General features: G+C 68.7%; 20 protein-coding genes. 4 read left to right on the forward strand and 16 right to left on the reverse strand.

The genetic code is table 11. From position 1 onward, the window contains the following. Window positions 1-108: 108 nt before the first annotated feature. The 6 genes from ACSQ19_RS14990 to ACSQ19_RS15015 are packed head-to-tail and all read right to left on the reverse strand — an operon-like array spanning window position 109 to window position 7389. Window positions 109-2661 (reverse strand): sensor domain-containing protein, encoded by a 2553-nt coding sequence (locus ACSQ19_RS14990; RefSeq protein WP_435998043.1) that lies wholly within the window; start codon window positions 2659-2661, stop codon window positions 109-111. Then, the gene (locus ACSQ19_RS14995; protein ID WP_299342139.1) at window positions 2658-3569 is read right to left on the reverse strand and encodes a hydroxymethylglutaryl-CoA lyase; all 912 of its coding nucleotides are present in this window, start codon (window positions 3567-3569) and stop codon (window positions 2658-2660) included. The genes ACSQ19_RS14990 and ACSQ19_RS14995 overlap by 4 nt, the downstream gene beginning before the upstream one ends. After that, window positions 3569-4195, reverse strand: coding sequence for a hypothetical protein (locus ACSQ19_RS15000; protein ID WP_435998045.1), 627 nt, complete (start codon window positions 4193-4195; stop codon window positions 3569-3571). The genes ACSQ19_RS14995 and ACSQ19_RS15000 overlap by 1 nt, the downstream gene beginning before the upstream one ends. Further along, entirely contained in the window at window positions 4192-6183 is a 1992-nt protein-coding gene (locus ACSQ19_RS15005; RefSeq protein WP_435998047.1) for a biotin carboxylase N-terminal domain-containing protein, read from the reverse strand. The genes ACSQ19_RS15000 and ACSQ19_RS15005 overlap by 4 nt, the downstream gene beginning before the upstream one ends. After that, the gene (locus ACSQ19_RS15010; RefSeq protein WP_435998049.1) at window positions 6183-6584 is read right to left on the reverse strand and encodes a VOC family protein; all 402 of its coding nucleotides are present in this window, start codon (window positions 6582-6584) and stop codon (window positions 6183-6185) included. The genes ACSQ19_RS15005 and ACSQ19_RS15010 overlap by 1 nt, the downstream gene beginning before the upstream one ends. A gap of 4 nt (window positions 6585-6588) precedes the next feature. Then, complete coding sequence (locus tag ACSQ19_RS15015) at window positions 6589-7389, reverse strand: enoyl-CoA hydratase-related protein (protein WP_435998051.1); 801 nt, start codon at window positions 7387-7389, stop codon at window positions 6589-6591. Window positions 7390-7497: 108 nt separating this feature from the next. Here ACSQ19_RS15015 and ACSQ19_RS15020 point away from each other — a divergent pair, with 108 nt between their 5' ends. Genes ACSQ19_RS15020 through ACSQ19_RS15030 form a run of 3 tightly spaced genes read left to right on the forward strand, consistent with a single transcriptional unit; the run spans window position 7498 to window position 9856 of the window. Next, the gene (locus ACSQ19_RS15020) at window positions 7498-7743 is read left to right on the forward strand and encodes a FeoA family protein (RefSeq protein ID WP_296278326.1); all 246 of its coding nucleotides are present in this window, start codon (window positions 7498-7500) and stop codon (window positions 7741-7743) included. After that, window positions 7740-9605 carry a ferrous iron transporter B gene (gene feoB, locus ACSQ19_RS15025; RefSeq protein ID WP_435998054.1) on the forward strand — a complete coding sequence of 622 codons (1866 nt, stop codon included), beginning with the start codon at window positions 7740-7742 and terminating at the stop codon, window positions 9603-9605. The genes ACSQ19_RS15020 and feoB overlap by 4 nt, the downstream gene beginning before the upstream one ends. A 2-nt stretch (window positions 9606-9607) precedes the next feature. Then, the gene (locus tag ACSQ19_RS15030; protein WP_435998056.1) at window positions 9608-9856 is read left to right on the forward strand and encodes a DUF6587 family protein; all 249 of its coding nucleotides are present in this window, start codon (window positions 9608-9610) and stop codon (window positions 9854-9856) included. 9 nt (window positions 9857-9865) lie between these two features. Here ACSQ19_RS15030 and ACSQ19_RS15035 read toward each other — a convergent pair whose 3' ends face one another. The 10 genes from ACSQ19_RS15035 to ACSQ19_RS15080 form a co-directional block, all read right to left on the reverse strand. Further along, window positions 9866-11230, reverse strand: a complete 1365-nt coding sequence (locus ACSQ19_RS15035; protein ID WP_435998058.1) for a J domain-containing protein — start codon at window positions 11228-11230, stop codon at window positions 9866-9868. After that, window positions 11227-11931 carry a J domain-containing protein gene (locus ACSQ19_RS15040; protein ID WP_435998060.1) on the reverse strand — a complete coding sequence of 235 codons (705 nt, stop codon included), beginning with the start codon at window positions 11929-11931 and terminating at the stop codon, window positions 11227-11229. The genes ACSQ19_RS15035 and ACSQ19_RS15040 overlap by 4 nt, the downstream gene beginning before the upstream one ends. Next, window positions 11928-13622, reverse strand: a complete 1695-nt coding sequence (locus tag ACSQ19_RS15045) for an Hsp70 family protein (RefSeq protein WP_435998062.1) — start codon at window positions 13620-13622, stop codon at window positions 11928-11930. The genes ACSQ19_RS15040 and ACSQ19_RS15045 overlap by 4 nt, the downstream gene beginning before the upstream one ends. Window positions 13623-13688: 66 nt before the next feature. Continuing rightward, a complete protein-coding gene (locus ACSQ19_RS15050) occupies window positions 13689-14057 on the reverse strand; it encodes a hypothetical protein (protein WP_296278320.1) in 369 nt (122 codons plus the stop codon). Continuing rightward, a complete protein-coding gene (locus ACSQ19_RS15055) occupies window positions 14054-14590 on the reverse strand; it encodes a bactofilin family protein (RefSeq protein ID WP_299342164.1) in 537 nt (178 codons plus the stop codon). The genes ACSQ19_RS15050 and ACSQ19_RS15055 overlap by 4 nt, the downstream gene beginning before the upstream one ends. 161 nt (window positions 14591-14751) lie before the next feature. Beyond that, a complete protein-coding gene (locus ACSQ19_RS15060) occupies window positions 14752-15501 on the reverse strand; it encodes an SDR family oxidoreductase (RefSeq protein WP_435998065.1) in 750 nt (249 codons plus the stop codon). 4 nt (window positions 15502-15505) lie between these two features. Beyond that, window positions 15506-17113, reverse strand: coding sequence for a carboxyl transferase domain-containing protein (locus ACSQ19_RS15065; protein WP_435998067.1), 1608 nt, complete (start codon window positions 17111-17113; stop codon window positions 15506-15508). A 120-nt stretch (window positions 17114-17233) separates the two neighbouring features. Further along, entirely contained in the window at window positions 17234-17611 is a 378-nt protein-coding gene (locus ACSQ19_RS15070) for a hypothetical protein (protein WP_296278316.1), read from the reverse strand. Between the two features lie 166 nt (window positions 17612-17777). Next, window positions 17778-18122 carry a hypothetical protein gene (locus ACSQ19_RS15075; RefSeq protein WP_296278315.1) on the reverse strand — a complete coding sequence of 115 codons (345 nt, stop codon included), beginning with the start codon at window positions 18120-18122 and terminating at the stop codon, window positions 17778-17780. 171 nt (window positions 18123-18293) lie between these two features. Next, entirely contained in the window at window positions 18294-19469 is a 1176-nt protein-coding gene (locus tag ACSQ19_RS15080) for a thiolase family protein (RefSeq protein ID WP_435998070.1), read from the reverse strand. Between the two features lie 123 nt (window positions 19470-19592). On the opposite strand from ACSQ19_RS15080, the gene ACSQ19_RS15085 reads away from it, so the two are divergent. Further along, window positions 19593-20366, forward strand: a complete 774-nt coding sequence (locus ACSQ19_RS15085; protein ID WP_435998072.1) for a DUF2189 domain-containing protein — start codon at window positions 19593-19595, stop codon at window positions 20364-20366. Window positions 20367-20499: the final 133 nt, after the last annotated feature.

Genomic DNA, 20499 nt, shown 5'->3' on the forward strand with positions numbered 1-20499 from the left:
GTGGCATGACTGGGGTAGCTCGTGTGGGAGCGACGTCAGTCGCGAAGCTTTTCCGGTAAGGCCCCATCGCGACTGACGTCGCTCCCACAAGACGCAGGCGAGCGCCGCTCAGGCGTGCAGCACCCGCTCCAGCGACGCATCGGCAAGGCGGCGGGCGAACTCGTCGGGCGACAGGCCGGGGGCGAACAGGAAGCCCTGGCCGACGGGCACGCCGAGATTCAGCAGGAACTGCCGCTGCGCCTCCGACTCCACGCCCTCGGCGACCAGGCCAAGGCCCAGGCTGCGCGCGATCGCCGAGACGGCCTGGCAGACCGCCACGTCGGACCGGTTGTTCGGCACGCCCTCGGTGAACAGCGGGCTCAGCTTCAGGCCGTGGATCGGCAGGCGGCGCAGGTAGTTCAAGGCGCTGTAGCCTTCGCCGAAATCGTCGATGGTCAGCAGCACGCCCAGCTGGCGAAGGTCGGCGAAGGTGCGCAACGTGGCGGGCGCATCCTCGATCAGCACGCGCTCGGTGAACTCGAGTTCGAGCGCACTGCCGGGCAGGTCGAACTCTTCGAGGATGGTGCGCACGCGCTCGGCGAGGTCGTCGCCGGCGAACTGCCGGTACGACACGTTGACCGCCACCCGCACGATCCCCAGGCCCATGTCGCGCCACGTGGCGACCTGGCGGCAGGCTTCGCGCAGCACCCAGCTGCCGATGCGCACGATGTCGCCGGTGGTTTCGGCGTGGCTGATGAACACGTCCGGGCGCAGCTCGCCCAGCTGGTGGTTCTGCCAGCGGATCAGCGCTTCGCCGGCGATGATGCGGCCGTTGCGCAGGTCGACCTGCGGCTGGTATACGAGGCGGAATTCCTCGTTGTCCACGGCGCGGCGAAGTTGCGTCTCGATCTGCAGGCGGTCCTGCTGCCGCTGCGCCAGTTCCTGGGTGAAGCTCTGCCAGCCGTTGCGCGCGCGATGCTTGCTGTCGTACATCGCGATGTCGGCGTTCTGGATCAGCTGCTGCGGACGCAGGCCATCGCCCGGCGCGATCGCCAGGCCGATGCTGGCGGTGATGGCGAATTCGTCCTTGCCGAAGCGGAAGGCGTCGGCGAAGGCGCCGAGCACGGCATGTGCCATCGTTTCGGGCAGGTGCGGGTCGTCGCCGGCATCGCAGATCACCAGGAACTCGTCGCCGCCGAAGCGGGCGATCATGCCGTCGGTGCCGACCGCGCCGCGGATGCGGTCGGACGCCTGCACCAGCAGTTCGTCGCCGGCGTTGTGGCCCAGCACGTCGTTGACCATCTTGAAGCGGTCCAGGTCGATGTACAGCACCGCGACGCGCGCGCGCTCCGGATCGGCCAGCCGCGCGCCCAGCTCGGTCAGCACGGCGTCGCGGTTCATCAGCCCGGTCAGCGGGTCGGTGCGCGCCTGGATGCGCAGCATCTCCTCGGCCTGCTTGTCCTGCGAGATGTCCTGCATGGTGCCAGTGATGCGGGATGCGCCGGGATCGCCGGGTTCGGCGTCGCCGATCACGCGGATCCAGAACGGATGGCCGTCGGCCTGCGTGCCTTGCAGTTCCAGGTCGAACCCCTGGCCGCCGGCGGTGATCAGGTCCAGCGCGCTGCGCAGGCGGCGGCGGTCGGTCTCGCGCAGGCACGACAGCATGTCGGCGAGCGTGACCAGCGGGCGTGCCGCACCGAGGATGCGCTGGGCCTCGTCGGTCAGGTACATCCGGTCGCGTCCCAGGTCCCATTCCCAGCCGCCGATGTGCGCCAGCGACTGCGCGCGGTCGAACAGCGCGCTGTCGCGTTTGAGCTCGGTTACATCGCTGAACAGCGTGCTCACCTGCGACGGCACGCTGGCGCCCGGTGCGAACTGCGGCACCGACGTGGCGGTGAGCCACAGCAGCTGCTTCTTCTCGCGGTGGTAGAGCCCCAGCAGCACGCTCTCGATCATCTGGCCGGAGTCGAGCGCGCGTTGGGCCGGCAGTTCATGGCGCGCCATCTCGCGGCCGTGTTCGTCGACGATATGCCAGCGGCCGAGCGCCAGTTCCTGGTCCGCGCGCTGGTCTTCGCGGATGCCGAAGATGCGCATCGCCGCACCGTTGCAGTACTGCACTTCCATGTCGCGGTTGTGCACCACGATGCCCTTGTCGATCGTCTCCATCAGCTCGCGGTAGCGCATTTCCGCCAGCCGGCGGCTACTGATGTCGCGCGCGACGGCGACGATGCTCTTGCGCCCGTCGAAGTTGATGTTGGCCGAGTGCACTTCGACCGGGAACCGCGTCCCGTCACCGCGCATGTTGGTGACCTCGATCACGTAGGTCTCGCCGCGGTTGAGCGTCTCCCAGACGGGCACCAGGTGGTCGCGCGGCAGGTCGGGATTGAGCACGTTGATGTTGCGGCCGACGATCTCTTCGCGTGGCCGTTTGTACGCCAGCATGCCGGCCTGGTTGAGGTCCAGGATGGTGCCGTCCTCGGCGATGATGCTGACCGGGTCGGGTACGGCGTCGAACAGGTTGCGATAGCGCGAGCGTTCCGTCTCCGCGTCGTGCTGCTTGGCCAACAGTGCGTCGCGCGCCTGGCGCAACAGATCGGCGTGCGGGCCGTCGGCCGCGGCCGCGCGTTCGAGTGCGGCGGCCAGCGCCATCACGTCGACGTCGCTGGCGCGGCCTTGGTTCATGCCGCGGCCAATGCCTTGCCGACGCGGCTGCCGGTTTCGCGTCCCAGACGGCTCGCCAGCCAGCGGCCCGTCTCCGCCAGCAGGTCCAGATCGACGCCGGTGCGCATGCCCAGGCCGTGCAGCAGGTAGATCACGTCCTCGCTGGCGACGTTGCCGCTGGCGCCCTTGGCATACGGGCAACCGCCGGCGCCAGAGACGGCAGAATCGACCACGCGTATGCCCACCTCCAGGCAGGCCAGGATGTTCGCCAGCGCCTGGCCGTAGGTGTCGTGGAAATGCACGGCCAGCGCGGAGAGCGGGACTTCCGCAGCGACAGCCTTGAGCATGTCGGCGGCCTTGCGCGGCGTGCCGACGCCGATGGTGTCGCCCAGCGAGATTTCGTAGCAGCCCATCGCATGCAACTGACGCGCCACGCGCACCACGTCGGCCACAGGCACGTCGCCCTGGTACGGGCAGCCGAGCACGGTGGAGACGTAGCCGCGCACCTTGATGCCATCGGCGGCGGCACGTTCAAGCACCGGGCGGAACCGTTCGATGGACTCATCGATGGAGGCGTTGATGTTCTTCCGGTTGAAGGCCTCGGAGGCGGCCGTGAACACCGCGACTTCGTCCACGCCGACGGCGCGGGCGCGGTCGTAGCCGGTTTCGTTCGGCACCAGCACCGGGTATGCCGTGCCCGGGCGTCGCTGGATGGCGGTGAAGACCTCGGCGGCGTCGGCCAGCTGCGGCACCCATTTCGGGCTGACGAAACTGGTCGCCTCGATGCTGGGCAGGCCGGTGCGCGACAGCCGGTCGATCAACTCCACCTTGTCCGCGGTGGCCACGAGGGTCTTCTCGTTCTGCAGGCCATCGCGTGGACCGACTTCGACGATGCGGACGAAATCCGCGGGGGCGGGCAGGGTGTCCATCACCGCTTCCCGTCCTTCGCACGGCGCATGCGCAGCGTCTTGTCGCGCCCGTCGAAGGCGTCGAACAGGGCGGGCTCGTCCGTCAGCAGCTTGCGAAGTTGCTCGGGCCTGCCTTCGAACACATACGTGCTGGCGTCGGCCTCGCGCGCCTTCAGCGAACCCTGCTGCACGCGTTGCATGATGTCCACCGTGTCGAGCATCGCGATCTGCAGCGTATCGTTGCGGATGCGGTATTTCAGCAGCGTGACGGCTCCGGGCGGCATGCCTTTCGGGATCGGTGGCGCGGCGGCCTTGCCGGTACCGAACAGGCCTTCCAGTTCGCGATAGCCGAGGGCGAGGTAACGCTGGCCGTCCAGTTCGAACCCGAGTGCGGTGAACTGCGGCGCATCGGTGCGCGCTTCGTCGTGCAGGCGCACGCGGCACGTGGCGTCGACGTCGGCGTAGTCGTCCTTGCCCAACGGCACCCGGTCCTGCGGGCTGTCCGGCAACGGGATCCAGCGACCGACCAGCGCCGGGTCGCAGGCGAGGGGCGCCGGCGGCTGTTCGAACATCACGCAGCCGCCCAGCGTGCAGGCCACCAGCAGCACGAAGGCGACACGCGACGATGACGGCCGGGCGAACCTCACTCGAGCGCCACCAGGACGGTATCGGCCTCGACGAAGTCGCCGGCGGCCACCCGCAGTTCCGCGACCACGCCGGCACGCGGCGCCTTGACGGCCAGCTCCATCTTCATAGCTTCCATCACCAGCAGTTCCTGTCCTGCTTCCACGTTGTCCCCCGCCTTCGCCTTGACGACCACCACGCGACCCGGCATCGGCGCAATGATGCGGCCGTCCCCGCCACTGTCGCCGCCGGACACGCGCCGGTACGCCGGCAGCGTCTCCAGCATGGCGCGGCGCTCCCCGTCGTGCAGGGTGACGCGGCTGCCGTGGCGGTGGACGCGGAAGCGCCGGGCCTCATCATGGATACGCAACTCGAGCAGCCCAGCGGTCAGGCGCGCCCCCTCCACCGGGTAGGTCGCTCCCTCGATATCCACGGCGTAGCGCCCCGCATGACCGTGGGCCAGCACGTCCCAGCGCTGGTCGCGGTGCAGGAAGGCCAGGGGTCGACGCCCGGCATGCCCCAGCCGCCAGCCGTCGGCGATGGCCCACGGCGAGCCGGGATCCGTGGAGATGGCGGCTGCACCGCGCGCCGACGCTTCCTGTTCCAGCAGCACGGCCACGGCCGCGCCCACCTGCAGGTCGTGCGCCAGCGTGGCGGCGGGCATGAACTCTTCCAAGTGACGGTCGAGGTAGCCGGTGTCGATGCGGCCCTCGACGACGGCCGGGTGGCGCGCCAGCCGTTCGAGGAAGCCGATGTTCGACTTCGGCCCCACCATGTCGCAGTCGGCCAGCGCATCGCGCAGGCGGGCAAGTGCGGTCGGCCGATCCTCGCCCCAGACGATCAGCTTGGCGATCATCGGATCGTAGAAGATGGTGACCAGGTCGCCTGCCACCACGCCGCCATCGATGCGCACGTGCGGCGACGGCGTCGGCAGCACCAGCGACTCCAGCCGTCCCGATCCCGGCAGGAAACCGGCTTCCGGATCCTCCGCATACAGGCGGACTTCGATGGCATGGCCCCGCTGCACGATGGCGTCCTGCGCCAGCGGCAACGGCTCGCCGGCCGCCACGCGCAGCTGCCATTCCACCAGGTCCAGCCCGGTGACCAGCTCGGTGACCGGATGCTCCACCTGCAGGCGCGTGTTGATCTCCATGAAATAGAACCGGCCGTCGGGATCGACGATGAATTCCACCGTGCCGGCGTTGGCGTAGTCGATGGCCTGCGCTGCCTTCACGGCGGCGTCGCCCATGGCGGTGCGCAGGGCAGGGGTCAGGAAGGGCGACGGCGATTCCTCCAGCACCTTCTGGTAGCGGCGCTGGGCGGAGCACTCGCGCTCGTTGAGGTGCAGCGTGTGGCCATGCGTGTCGGCGAACACCTGGATCTCGATGTGGCGCGGCGACTGCACGTAGCGCTCCAGCAGCACGCGGTCGCGGCCGAAGGCATTGGCGGCTTCGCGCTGGCAGCTTTCCAGTTGCGCGATGAAATCCTCCAGCCGGTGCACGACGCGCATGCCCTTGCCGCCGCCGCCGTGCGCCGCCTTGATCATCAGCGGAAAGCCGATGCGCGCGGCCTCGCGCGAGAGCGTGTTCGGCGACTGGTCCTCGCCGGTGTAGCCGGGCACGACCGGCACGCCGGCCGCCGCCATCAGCTCCTTTGCGCCGGCCTTGCTGCCCATCTTGCGCATGGACGCACCGGACGGGCCGATGAACGCCATGCCGGCGGCCACGACCGCATCGGCGAAGTCGGCGTTCTCCGACAGGAAGCCGTAGCCCGGATGGATGGCTTCGGCACCGGTCCGCTTCGCAGCCTCGATGATGGCGTCGCCCCGAAGGTAACTGTCGGCCGGACGCGGCCCGCCGATCAGTACCGCCTCGTCCGCCTGGCGGACGTGCTGAGCGTCGGCATCGGCCTCGGAGTAGACCGCCACGGTGCGGATGCCGAGCCGGCGGCAGGTGCGGACGACGCGGCAGGCGATTTCGCCACGGTTGGCGATCAGGATCTTGGAGAACATCAGGCTTCGGTATCCGCAGGCAAGTGGCACACCGCTTCGATGTTGTGCCCGTCCGGGTCGATGGCGAAGGCGCCGTAATAGGTGGGGTGGTAGTGGGCGCGCAGGCCTGGCGCGCCGTTGTCGCGTGCGCCGGCGGCCAGCGCCGCTTCGTGGAACGCATCGACCTGCGCGCGGCTGCCCGCGGTGAAGGCGATATGCGAGCCGCGACCGGGCGCACCGCTGCCCGTGCCAACCCAGAAATGCGGGCGACCCGGCGGGCCGAAACCGCAGCCCTGGTAACGACCGGTCATTTCGCGCGTCACCTCCATGACGACGCCATAGCCCAGCGGCGCGAGGACGCGCTCGTAGAACGCACGGCTGCGCGCGTAGTCCGCGACTTCGATTCCCAGATGGTCGATCATCGATTCAGTCCTTCGCCCAGCGCGGTGCACGCTTGTCGAGGAAGGCGGACAGGCCTTCCTGGCCTTCCTCCGAAACCCGCAGCGCGGCGATGAGGTCGGCATTGTCGGCATCCAGCCGGTCGCGGTCCACGCCGCCCGCAACGCGCGCCACCAGGCGTTTCGCAGACGCGGCCGCATGCGGGCCGGCCTTCAGCAGCCACGAGACCTGCCGCTCCACGGCGGCATCCAGCGCATCGGCGGCCACCACCTCGTGCAGCAGCCCGATCCGCAGCGCGGTGGCGGCATCGAAGATCTCAGCGGTGGCGAACCAGCGCCTGGCCTCGCGTGGCCCGATCGCCGCGATGACATACGGGGAGATCACCGCCGGCAGCAGGCCCAGCTTGCTTTCGGTGAGGCCGAACTTCGCCTCCGGTACACCAATGGCGATATCGCAGCAGGCCACCAGGCCGACGCCACCACCGAACGCAGCGCCCTGCACGCGCGCCACGGTGGGTTTCGGCAGCTCGTCCAACGTGCGCATCAGCCGGGCGAGGGCGAGGGCGTCGTCGCGGTTCTCCGCTTCGCTGGCCGAGGCCATGCCGCGCATCCAGTTCAGGTCGGCGCCGGCCGAAAAGGACGCGCCACTGCCTTCCAGTACCACCACCCTGACGGTGGCGTCGCGGGCGATCTGCTCCAGGGCCGCCGTCAGCGCGGCGATGAGGCCGGCGTCGAAAGCGTTGTGGAGGGTGGGGCGGTCCAGCCGCAGGCGCACCACGGCGCCGGTGCGGGTCACTGCCAGAGGGTGTATCTGCGGTGATACCGCCATGCCTGCCATTCCGTGCTGGGTCGCCGAATGATAGCGGCACAGTCCGTTGCGGCCGTCGTGCAGTGCGGCGGTGCTACAATGAGAACAATTCGCATTTGAGGGCTTTGCGTGATCCTGACCGAACTCCCCTGGCGCACCCCCGCCATCGTCGACGCCGTCGAGGACCACGGTCCGCAGGACACCATTGCCCGCCGCCTGCGCGAACTGGGCTTCGTCAACGGCGAGGAAGTCGAAGTGGTCGCGAAAGGTCCGTTCGGCGCCGAGCCGCTGCTCGTGCAGGTCGGGTTTACCCGGTTCGCACTGCGCCGTTCCGAAGCCGCGCGCGTGCGCCTGCGCAAAGGAGCCGCGACGTGAGCGCGTCCGAAGCATCGACGTTGCGGCTGGCGCTGGTCGGCAACCCGAACTGCGGCAAGACGGCGCTGTTCAACCAGTTGACCGGCAGCCGGCAGAAGGTGGCGAACTACGCCGGCGTGACGGTGGAGCGCAAGGAAGGGCGGCTGCATTCCGCCGGCTCCGGCCGCAGCTACGCGGTGCTGGACTTGCCGGGCGCGTACAGCCTGCACGCCGCCAGCCTGGACGAGGCGGTCACGCGCGATGTCTGCCGCGGCTTCTATCCCGGCGAATCCGCCCCCGATGTGCTGGTCTGTGTCGTGGATGCCACCAACCTGCGCCTGCACCTGCGCTTCGCGCTGGAAGTGCGTGAACTCGGCAAGCCGATGATCCTCGCGGTCAACATGATGGACGCCGCCCAGCGACGCGGGATCACCATCGACCTGGCGGCGTTGGAGCGGGAGCTCGGCGTGCCCGTGGTCGAAACGATCGCGGTCAGGCACGGTGGCGCGCGTGCGCTGGTGGATCGCATCGATGCGGTGGCCGCACATCCGCATGAGCCCCGCCTGCGCCTTGGGGAAGGTGCAGACCTGCACGCGGAAACGCGCCGCCTGCTATCGCTGGCGGTGAGCATGCCCACGCGCACGGGCAGGATCGAGGACGCGCTGGACCGCTGGCTGCTGCATCCGGTATTCGGGCTGCTGGCGCTGGCGGTGGTGATGTTCCTGATCTTCCAGGCGGTATACGCCTGGGCCACGCCGCTCATGGACCTGATCGAGGCGGGCAGTGGCGCGCTGGGTGCGTGGGTCGGCGGCTTGTTGCCGGAAGGTCCGCTCAACAGTCTGCTGGTCGACGGCGTCATTGCCGGTCTGGGCGGCGTGATCGTGTTCCTGCCGCAGATCCTGATCCTGTTCGCCTTCATCCTGGCGCTGGAAGAAAGCGGCTACCTGCCGCGTGCTGCGTTCCTGCTGGACCGGATGATGGCATCGGCCGGTCTGTCGGGACGTTCCTTCATCCCGCTGCTGTCGAGCTTCGCCTGCGCCATCCCGGGCATCATGGCGACGCGCAGCATCCAGGACCCGCGCGACCGCCTGGCCACGATCCTGGTCGCACCGCTGATGACCTGTTCGGCGCGCCTGCCGGTGTACGCGCTGCTGATCGGCGCGTTCATCCCGCAGAAGACCGTCTGGGGCGTCTTCAACCAGCAGGGTCTGGTGCTGTTCGGCCTGTATGCCGCCGGTATCGCCAGCGCATTGATCGTGTCGTGGGTGATGAAGAAGTGGCGCCGCGACAAGAGCGAGCATGCGCTGCTGCTGGAACTTCCGTCCTACCGCATCCCGCACCCACGCGACCTGATGATCGGCCTGTGGGAGCGCGCGATGATCTTCCTGAAGCGCGTCGGCGGCATCATCCTTGCCTTGACCATCCTGCTGTGGTTCCTCCTGAACTTCCCGGCGGCACCGGCCGACGCGGTGGGGCCGGCCATCGACTACAGCTTCGCGGGACGCATCGGCCATGCCATGGCCGTGTTCTTCGCGCCGCTGGGCTTCAACTGGCAGATCTGCATCGCGCTGATCCCCGGCCTGGCCGCGCGCGAAGTCGCGGTGTCCTCGCTGGCCACGATCTACGCACTCTCCGCCGCCGACGACGATGCCGCCATCCAGGCGCTGACGCCAGTGATCAGCGACGGCTGGTCGCTCGCGACCGCACTGTCGTTGCTGGTGTGGTTCATCTACGCCCCGATGTGCATTTCGACGTTGGCGACGATCAAGCGCGAGACCAACTCGTGGAAGCAGATGGGTTTCGCGACGTTCTACCTGTTCGCGCTGGCGTATCTGGCGTCGTTGGTGACGTACCAGCTCGCCCGTGCGCTGGGCGCCGGCTGACCATGGACCTCTCGCTCTCCCTGCAGTACGCCGTCATCGCCATGCTGGTGGTGGCCAGCGTGTGGGTGGTGCTGAAGAAGCAGTTCCCGGGGCCGTTGCGCAGGGCGCGGATCGCACTGGCGCTGCCCCTGTTGCGCGAAGGCAGCGCGAACTGGCGGCAGGCCCTTGGGCGATGGATCGCACCGGCGGGCAGCCTGGTCAACGGCCGGATCGCCGGCAAGGACTGCGGCGGCTGCGACGGGTGTGGTTGAGCGTGCCGTTCAGCCGTAACGGATCGCCAGCCCCGCGATCCCCAGTCCCGCGAACACCATGAACGAAACGACCGTGGTCCAGCGATTGCCGGCCGCTGCCGCGATGCTGATCCGGTGGCGCGCCGCATAGGCCCAGTCGCACAATGTCATGCCGATCGCCGCACTTGCCAACGCCAGCAACCACGGCGAGGGCAGGTCATGCATGGGCAGGGCGCGAACGAGCCAGCTGGTGCCGATGGCGAAACGCAATGCATCGAAGAACTGGCGGAAATGCACGAGTGCGGCCGGCAGCACGAGCGCGAACGCCAGTGCCGGCACGTGCGGCAGCCACCACGCCATCAGCAGGCCGGCGACGGACAGCCAGACGGGCATCAGGGCCAGCCAGGGCGACCGCGCGCTGGCGGGCCGTTCCCGCCAGGCCCACAGGGCACGCATCGCATGCCAGATGCACAGCATGGCGGCGACGGCGATGAAGGTCAGCGCCATCATGCGCTGCTGCCGCTCGGACGGGAGCCCGACCAGGGCACACAGGCCGGCGATGGCAAGCGTCGCCAGCGCGGCCGTCAGCAGCACGGTGGCCCAGCGCCAGGGTCCCGCGTAGAACGGGTCGGCAAGGCGTTCGTAGAAAGCCTGTTGCTCGCCCTCCAGGCCGGGCACGTCGTCGCCGTAATCCGCGGTCAATCGCTGCGACAGGCGCGCGGCGCGGAATGCGAAGCCCGGCACGCACGCCAGCAGCAATGCGAGCGGCCATCGGAACGGACGCTTCAATTGCCGGATGGTGAGCGGCCTGTCCTCGTCGAACGCGTCCGTATTCTCCGAGGCTACCGCCTCCAGCACCTGCTGGCGTCGCCCGATCCATTCCGGCGCGGTGAAACCGAAGAAGTCCGCAAGCACCGCCAGTATCGCCGGCCTCACCTGCACATCCTCCTGGAGGATGCTCCCGAAGATCGCCTGCCCGACGCGTTGCTTCGCGTCGAGGCTGTACAAGCCGGGATGGTGTTCGAGGTGGTCGCGGAACGCCGAGGGCAGGTCCGTCCCGGCCCGCGCCATCAGCGCCTCGCGCACGCCGTCCTCGTCGAACCGTTCGGCTGGCGACAACGGGTCGAAGGCGCCTGCCCGCGAAAGGATCGCCTCGGCATCCCGTTCCCACGCGTCCTGCGCTGTCGCTGGCTCGGGGTGCGGATCATCCACAGTGAACTCGAGCACGCCATCGCGCTGCACGGACAGCGCTTCCTGGTAAGCCTCGTGCAGGCGCTGGAAGGCGGCGGGATCCTCGTCGGGACGTGTGGTCTTCAGCAGGCGCGCATAGGTACGCTTGATGGTGCGCTCGTCGGCGTCCGGCGGTAGTCCGAGGAGGGAAAACGCGTCGCTCACGCCGCGGCTCCGGAGCAGCGGGACACGGACAGCATCGCTAGCAACCCGATCCAGATGGCACCGCCGAACATCCACGCCAAGTGGCTGGACGACGAGGGTGGAGACGCTTCCGTATAGGGTCTGCGTATTGCGTGGGCATTCTCGAGCGTCATGTGCGCGTGCCGCTCCAGTGCCGTGACGAACGGTTCAAGACGCGCGCGTGTGGGCCCCGGCATGTCCAGTTCCAGGAAGTGGAGGACGGCCGCCATGTGCCGCGGTGGCAGGGCCGGCGCTTGAACCAGCGCGTAGACGATCTGGTGGGCGAAGGCTTCGCGCGCGCCGACCGAATAGAACGCCGGGTGGGCTTGAAGCCATCCGAGGACATCGCGGCCGCTGGCCGTGCGCGAAACGTTGGATAGCGTGGTGATGAACATGCCGATCTCGAACCGGGCAGCGTCGACAGGATCAGGCTCGGCGGGAATCGTGGCTCGCCCGCCGGCAGGGAGCGCGGGCGACGTGTCGAGGCCAACGTCGGATCGTGCTGAGGGCGCATTGCCGCCCACCCGCTGCATGCACCCCTGGTAGGCCTCGTTGATGCGCTGGAAACCCTCGGGATCATCGTCGGGCCTGTGGCGTTTCAGCAGTCGGGCATAAGCGCGCCTGATCGCACGTTCGTCAGCGTCTGCGTCGATGCCGAGCGCCTCGAAAGGCCACACGCTCACGCCTGCGACTCGATGTGCTCGAGCATCCGGGCGAACTGGCTGCGGTGTTCGCGGATCTGCAGGGGGTCCTGGCCGTCCAGGATCGCGCGGAAGCGCACCAGCGCATCTTGCAGGTCGCGACGTGCCCACAGCAGCTCTTCGTACAGGCGTTCGGCACGCGCGATCACCAGGAGATTCTCCTGCTGGTCGCGTGGATGCACCTTCAGTTCCGACAGCGCGGCCAGGCGCTGGCGGATCTCGTCCGGGGTCAGTACGCCGGGGTTCTGCTGCAGGACGACCTCATGCGTCTGGCCGGTTGCCACGATCGTGGCTTCCACCTGCAGCAGACCGTTCACGTCGTAGGTGAATCGGATGTCCACCGGATTCTCGCGCGCTGCGCGTGCCGGGACCTTCACCGAGATGGTACCCAGCTTGACGTTGTTCTCTACCCGCGGGCTCTCGCCCTGGTAGATGTTGAACTCCACCTGCGTCTGCAGGTCGCGCATCGGCTGGTAGCGTTCGACGCGGCTGACCGGCACCGTCGCGTTGCGATGGATGATCGGGGAGAAGAGGCCAGTGGTGACCTGCCCATGTCCGTCCTCCTGCGCGGTATCCACGCCCAGCGAATGCGGACACACGTCGGTGAGGATGATCTCTTCCAGCGACTCGTCGCGCGCCTTCATTCCGGCCGCAACGGCCGCACCCAGCGCGATCGCCTCATCCGGGTTGATGTGCCGCAACGGCAGGCGACCGAACATGCGCGACACGAGGCGCGCGGTCAGCGGCATCCGCGATGCGCCGCCGACCAGGACGATGTCGTCCAACTGCCCGGGCGCCAGCCGCGCGTCGCGCATGGCCCGCTCCAACGGTGCGCGCATGCGCTGGACCAGCGGCTCGCACAGTCGCGAGAAGCCCGCCTCGTCGACCTGCCAGCGGCTCGACGCTCCGCCCACCACGAAATCCACATCGACCGGGCCGCCGGATGTGTTCGAAAGTTCGCGCTTGGCCGACTCCAGTCGGCGCCTCAGCTGGGCGTCCTCGCTGGCTGTCAGGTCTTTCGGTTCGATCCTGAGTTCGCGCAGGCAGGCGTCTCGCAGCGCGGAAAGGAAATCCTCGCCGCCGAGGAAGTTGTCGCCGGCGCTGGCGTGGACCTCCATCACCCCATCGAACATTTCCAGGATCGAGACATCGAAGGTGCCACCCCCGAGATCGAAGACGAGGAAGCGGCCGCCGCCGTCGCGCTGCTGCAGTCCGTAGGCCATGGCGGCGGCGGTCGGCTCGTTGATGAGCCGTTCGACCTTGATGCCCGCCAGTTCACCGGCGATGCGGGTGGCCTTGCGCTGGGCGTCGCCGAAGTACGCGGGAACGCTGATCACGGCCTCGGTGACCGGCGCGCCGAAGTGACTCTCCGCATCGGCGATCAACGCACGCAGCACGAGTGCCGACAGCTCTTCGGGGCGCAGCGCATGCTGGCCGAGGCGGGTGACGCGGTTGGTACCCATCCAGCGCTTGAAGCTGGCGACGGTGCGCTGCGGGTGGGTGATCAGGCGGTCCACGGCGGCGCGTCCGACGATGAGCGTTTCGTCCGCGTCCACGCTCACCACGGAGGGTGTCAGCAGTTCACCCAGCGCGTTCGGAATGAGCACGGGACCGTTGGGCCCGTGGTAGCCGATCAACGAATGCGTGGTCCCCAGATCGATGCCGACGATCATCCAGCCCCCTGCTGGCGTCCTTGTCGACACCGAGTGTAGCCGGGCAGCGTGGCGGCGGGGAGGGCGTCAGTGCCGCGTGCGCCGACCTGTCGCCTTCCCCGTCGCAGGGTTGAGTTCGACCGACAGCACGAAGCTGCGCTGCTCGTGCGGCTGCATGGCGCCGACGCCGACGACCTGCCGCGTCACTTCCTCACCCCGATCGTTGCGGATGGACAGCACCACGCTGTATTCCCAGGCCGCGCCTTCGGCAGGCGGTTGCAGCGTGCCCTCGATCCGCAGCGGAGTCAGCGCGGGCGCCGCGTTGGCGCCCGCGCCGGGTTCGAAGCGCAGGTGGTGGCGGCAGCCGGGGCAGACCGCCGCACTCTCCAGGATGGTCGCCTTGCAGTGCGGGCAGGTACGGGTGGCGCCGGCAGTGCCGGGGCGGGGTTGGCTCATGCGGCGGCGCCGGGCTCCGTGCTGCCGGACTTGCCGGCCTTGGCCGCGGGCTCATCCCAGCCGAAGTCGGCCTGGCCGCGCATCCGCGATCCGGCGGCCACGGTGAGCGACCCCGCCTTGACGTCGCCGACCAGCACGCCCGAGGCGAGCAGTTCGACGCGCGCCGCGGATTCGATGTTGCCCTCGAGTTCGCCGGCGATGGTGACCTTCTTCGCCCGCACGCCGCCGTTGAGCTTGGCGCCGGTCTCGATGGTCAGGTCGCCCTGCACGTTCACGTCGCCCTTGAAACGGCCGGCGATGCGAATGTGGCCCGTACCCTCGATCTTGCCCTCGATGGTCAGGTCTGCCGCGATCAAAGACTCCTTCAGCGATTCCGCTGGCGCGACGCGCTCGACCGGCCGCGTGCCCGGCGGTGCGGTGACGGCGGGGGAAAAGTCGGCGGCAGACGTATCGCGCAGCGGGACCGGCGACGGCTCGGGCGGCAGGGGGGCGGCGTCCTTCTTCGCGGGCCCTTGGTCTTTCCAGATGGACATGCAGGGGATGCTCCGGTTGACGTGGACACCGGACTATCGCGGCTGAAGGAGTTCCACGTTGTGACCCGTGCGGACAATCAGGGCGATCGCCAGGCGGGGGAAAGTCCGGTTCATCGCGCAGTCGGGCATGTGTACGCGCCGCTCACAACCCTGACAAGGCGTCAGCGCCTGCCTGCGATGTCGACGAAGGCCCCTGTCGTGTAGCTGGCCCGGTCCGACAGCAGCCACAGGATCGCTTCCGCGACCTCATGCGGTTGTCCGCCCCGACGCATCGGGACGAAGGCCTTGACCCGGTAGATCCTGCCGGGCTCGCCGCCATCGGCATGCATGTCGGTATGGATGAAGCCGGGCCGGACCGCGTTGACGCGGATGCCTTCCTGCGCCACCTCGTGCGCCAGGCCGACGGTCAGGCTGTCGACCGCGCCTTTCGACGCGGCATAGTCGACGTACTCCCCGGGCGCCCCGGTCCTGGAGGCGACCGACGAGACGTTGACGATGGCGCCGCCGTGACCGCCGTGCCGGGTGGACATGCGTCGCACCGCCTCGCGGCAGCACAGCAGGGTGCCGATGACATTGGTGGCGAGGATGCGCTCGATGCGCGCGGACGCCAGCGCATCCACGCGGGACTGTGTTTCCAGGATGCCGGCGTTGTTGACCAGCGCGCCGAGTGGACCCCATGCGTCGTCGAGCCGGCGGAACATCGCCACTACCTCGGCCTCGCGGGCCACATCGGCTTGCAGGGCGAGCGCCTGTCCACCGCGGTCGACGATCTTGCGGACGACGGCCTGCGCGGCTTCTTCGTCGCGACGGAAGTTGACCCCGACGGCATAGCCCTGTTCCGCCGCCAGCAGCGCGGTGGCGGCGCCGATGCCGCGCCCGCCGCCGGTGACCAGCACGACCCGTGCCGTCACCGCGCTACATCCGGAAGACGCCGAACTTCGCCTGCGGGACCGGTGCATTCAGCGAGGCGGAAAGGCCCAGACCCAGCACCCGGCGCGTATCGGCGGGGTCGATGATGCCGTCGTCCCACAGCCGGGCCGTGGCGTACCACGGGCTGCCCTGGGATTCGTACTGGTCGCGTATCGGCGCCTTGAAGGCTTCTTCCTCGTCGGCGTTCCACGCGCCGCCGCGGGCCTCGATGCCATCGCGCTTCACCGTCGCCAGCACGCTCGCCGCCTGCTCGCCGCCCATCACGCTGATGCGCGCGTTCGGCCACATCCACAGGAAGCGCGCACCGTAGGCGCGCCCGCACATGGCGTAGTTGCCCGCGCCGAAGCTGCCGCCGACGACGACGGTGAACTTCGGCACGCTCGAGCACGCGACGGCGGTGACCATCTTCGCACCGTCCTTCGCGATGCCGGCGTTCTCGTACTTGCGACCGACCATGAACCCGGTGATGTTCTGTAGAAAGACCAGCGGGATGCCGCGCTGGTTGCACAGTTCGATGAAGTGAGCGCCCTTCAGCGCGCTCTCGCCGAACAGGATGCCGTTGTTGGCGACGATGCCCACCGGATAACCGTGCAGGTGGGCGAAGCCGGTGACCAGCGTCTTGCCGTAGCGCGCCTTGAATTCGTCCAGCTCGCTTCCGTCGGTGATGCGCGCGATGACCTCGCGGATGTCGAACGGTCGGCGCGTGTCCTTCGGCACGATGCCGTAGAGCTCGTCGGTGGCGTAAAGCGGCTCGCACGCCTCGCGCACGGCGACCGGCATGGCCTTGCGCCGGTTGAGGTGGCCGACGATGCCGCGCGCGATCTCCAGCGCGTGGCGGTCGTCTTCGGCGAAGTGGTCCGCCACGCCGGAAATGCTGGTGTGCACGTCCGCGCCACCCAGCGCCTCCGCATCGACCACTTCGCCGGTCGCCGCCTTCACCAGCGGCGGGCCGCCGAGGAAGATCGTGCCCTGTTCCTTCACGATCACGCTCTCGTCGCACATCGCGGGCACGTAAGCGCCGCCGGCGGTGCAGCTGCCCATAACCACCGCGATCTGCGGGATGTTCTCCGCGGAAAGGCGCGCCTGGTTGTAGAAGATGCGGCCGAAGTGCTCGCGATCCGGGAAAACTTCGTCCTGCAGCGGCAGGAAGGCGCCACCGGAATCGACCAGATAGATGCAGGGCAGGTGGTTTTCGCGCGCCACTTCCTGTGCCCGCAGGTGCTTCTTTACCGTCATCGGGAAGTAGGTGCCCCCCTTGACGGTGGCGTCATTGGCGACGACCACCACCTCGTTGCCCATGACCCGGCCGATCCCGCAGACCATGCCGGCCGCCGGCGCGGCACCGTCGTACATGTCCTCTGCGGCCAGCGGCGCGATTTCCAGGAACGGAGAGCCGGGATCTAGCAGGGCGGTGATGCGCTCGCGCGCCAGCAGCTTGCCGCGTTCGGTGTGCTTGGCGCGGGCCTTCTCGCCACCGCCATCCGCGGCACGCGCCAGCCGGCGTTCGAGTTCCTGCACGAGCACGCGGTGGTAAGCGGCGTTGGCGACGAACTCAGGCGAGCGCGGATCGAGGTGCGAGGCGATGGCAGGCATGCGACAGGACAGTGCAGGGAAGGCGGCATCAGACCACAAAGCCCTGCATGCGCCAAACCGCAGTGCAAAAAGAAAGGCCCGCTTGCGCGGGCCTCTCCGGTTCGCACGAAGGCGACGCGATTACTTCTTGGCTTCTTCAGCCTTGGCTTCGGCCTTGTCGGCCACTTCAGCGGCCTTGTCGGCGGTCGCCTGGGCAGCGTCGGCGGTGGCCGAAGCAGCGGCGGCGGTCGCGTCGTTGGCAGCAGCCTGGGTGGCAGCGGCGGCGTCGGATGCGGCGGCGGTCGCGGCAGCAGCGGCATCGGCGGTCGCGGCAGCGGCGGCGTCGCCAGCGGCGGAAGCGGCGTCGCCAGCAGCCGAAGCGGCATCACCCGCAGCAGCGGCGGCCTGGTCGGCAGCGGCGGCAGCGTCGGCAGCAGCGGCGTCGGTGTTTTCGCTCTTGGTGCAGGCGCTCAGGGCCAGGGCGGCGGCAACCAGCAGCACGGTGCTCTTGATCTTCATGTGGATCCCCAAATCGGTAGTGTGGAAGAAAGTGGCGCCGGGATGGCGACGTCCGTCCGTCTCAAACCGACGAGGCGAACCGGGAGCCAGACCCGGATACAGAAAAAGCCGCCAGCGAACTGGCGGCTTTCTCAGTTTAACGCTAAATCCGGCAACCGCCAGCAGATTACTGCTTGGTGGCTTCCTTGGCAGCGTCGGTCGCGGCTTCGGCGGTGTCGGCAGCCTGGGCAGCGGCGTCGGCAGCAGCGTCAGCAGCTTCCGTCGTGGTGGCGGCGGCAGCGTCGGTCGCGGCGGTGGCAGCGGCGTCGGCGGCGGTGGCAGCGGCGTCGGCCGACTGCTGGGCGGCGTCGGCGGTCACTTCGCCAGCGGAAGCGGCGGCGTCAGCGGCAGCCTGGGCTTCGGTGGCGGTCGCAGCGGCGTCGGCAGCGGCGTCGGCAGCCTGGTCCTGGTTCGAGCACGCAGCCAGGGCGAAACCCAGAGCCAGCGCGATCAGAGCCTTGTTCATGGTCATCGTTGCATTTCCTCGTCGTTAGTTAGGCAACGCGCAATTGCGCGCCTGCAACATGATGACAAGCCCATTACGGCTGTCAAGCGGTTGGCCGGTTATCTTTGTCAATCCGTTGTTAAACCTTATGGGGCGGGCGAAAGCCGGCCGCTTCGCCCCCCGCAACTGCGCAAAAACTCAGGCGATCTCGACGGCGATCGCCGTCGCCTCGCCGCCGCCGATGCAGAGCGTGGCGACGCCGCGCTTGGCGCCACGAACGCGCAGCGCGTTGACCAGGGTGACCACCACGCGGGCGCCCGACGCACCGATCGGATGGCCCAGCGCGCAGGCGCCACCGTTGACGTTGACCTTGGCGTGCGGGATGCCCAGTTCCTTGATCGGCGCCATGGCGACGACGGCGAAGGCTTCGTTGACCTCGAACAGGTCCACCTGGTCGATCGTCCAGCCGACCTGCTTGAGCAGTTTGTCGATGGCGGCGACGGGGGCGGTGGTGAACCACTCCGGCGCCTGCGAATACGTGGCATGACCCACGATCTTCGCCAGTGGCGTCAGGCCGCGCCGAGCGGCTTCGTCGGCGCTCAGCAGGACGGTGGCGGCGGCGCCGTCGGAAATGCTCGACGAACTGGCGGCGGTCACACTGCCGTCCTTCTTGAAGGCGGGCTTCAGCGTGGGGATCTTGGCGATGTCGGACTTGCCCGGCTGTTCGTCGGTTGCCACCTCGACCTCGCCTTTCCGCGTGGCGACCTTGACCGGGACGATCTCGTCGTTGAACGCGCCGGACGCCTGCGCTGCCTGGGCACGGGTGACCGATTCGATGGCGAAGGCGTCCTGCTCCTCGCGGCTGAAGCCGAACTTGTCCACGGTCGCCTCGGCGAACACGCCCATCGGCTGGCCGTCGTACGGGCTGGTCAGACCGTCCCATGCCATGTGGTCGACCGCCTGGAAATTGCCGTAGCGGTTGCCCGTGCGCGAGTTGGGGAGCATGTGGGGCGCGTTGCTCATCGATTCCATGCCGCCGGCGACGACGATGCTGGCCGAGCCGGCCTTGATCAGGTCGTGGCCCAGCATGATGGCCTTCATGCCCGAGCCGCATACCTTGTTGATGGTGGTGGCGCCGGCGGCGTCCGGGATGCCCGCCGCACGCGCGGCCTGGCGTGCCGGTGCCTGGCCCAGGTTGGCGGGCAGCACGCACCCCATGATCACTTCGGACACGTCGGCGGCCGGGATGCCGGACTGCTCCAGCGCAGCGGCGATGGCGGCGGCGCCCAGTGTCGGGGTGGGCACACCGTTGAACTGGCCGAGGAACGAACCGATGGCGGTGCGCTTGGCGGCGGCGATGACGATGTCGGACATGGAGGACTTCCCGCGTGGAGTGAGATCCCGATTATCCCGCCCCGGGCCGACGGCCGGCAAATCGGCCGTTGGTACAGGAGGCTGCCGGCCGCCGGCGTATGCTGTGGCGCAAGGGGATTGGATATGTCACATGAGCCATCGATCGACCCGGCGCCGCGCGCGTTCGTCGTTCCGTGCAAGGCGCTGGACTCGGGTGCGCCGTGGCGCTGGCTGCGCGCGGGCTGGCGCGACGTCTGCCGTGCCCCCGCGCTGACCCTGTCGTTCGGTGGGGTCATCGTTCTGGTGAGCATCGGGGTGGCCTGGCTGGGGTATGCGCTGGGGCGCTTCGCCCTGCTGGCGACCCTGCTGTCGGGTTTCGTTTTCGTCGCTCCGCTGATCTGCGTGGGTCTCTACTGCGTCAGTCGCGCGCTGGAACAGGGGCGCGCGCCGAGATTGGCCGATTCCTTCGTGCTGGCGCGGCGCGTGCTGGGACAGGCGGGCGTCTACGCGCTGGGGCAGGGCGTGATCATCCTGTTGTGGTCGCGCGCCGGCATGATGGTCAGTGCCTTTTTCCCTTTCGACGGCAGCGATCCGGGTGTGTTCTGGGAGTTCCTTGCCCTGGGGTCGTGCGTCGGAGCCGTGTTCGCCACGCTGACCTTCGCGGTCACGGCGTTCTCGCTGCCGATGATCGCCGACCGCGACGTCGACATGGTGACGGCGGCCGTTTCCAGCGTCCATGCTGTGATGCGTAACAAGCGGGTGATGCTGCTCTGGGGCCTGCTCCTGGTCACCGTGACGGCGATCGGCTTCGCCACGGCATTCCTGGGACTGGCGGTGCTGATGCCCTGGCTTGCCTACGCCACGTGGCACGCGTATCGCGACACGCTGGATGCGTCCGGGTGGCCGTCGCTGCCCTGACGCATCGACGCACGACGACCGGCTGCACCCCGCTAGAGTGACGTTAGTGACATTAGCGCCGTTCGGCTTGTCCTGCGTCGAGGGCGATGCCTCTAATGCATGCGCGATCAAGCCAGAGTGGGCGGCGCGTGAC

Origin of the sequence: Pseudoxanthomonas sp. LjRoot127 (assembly GCF_964253495.1) — a bacterium.
GTDB lineage: Bacteria > Pseudomonadota > Gammaproteobacteria > Xanthomonadales > Xanthomonadaceae > Pseudoxanthomonas_A.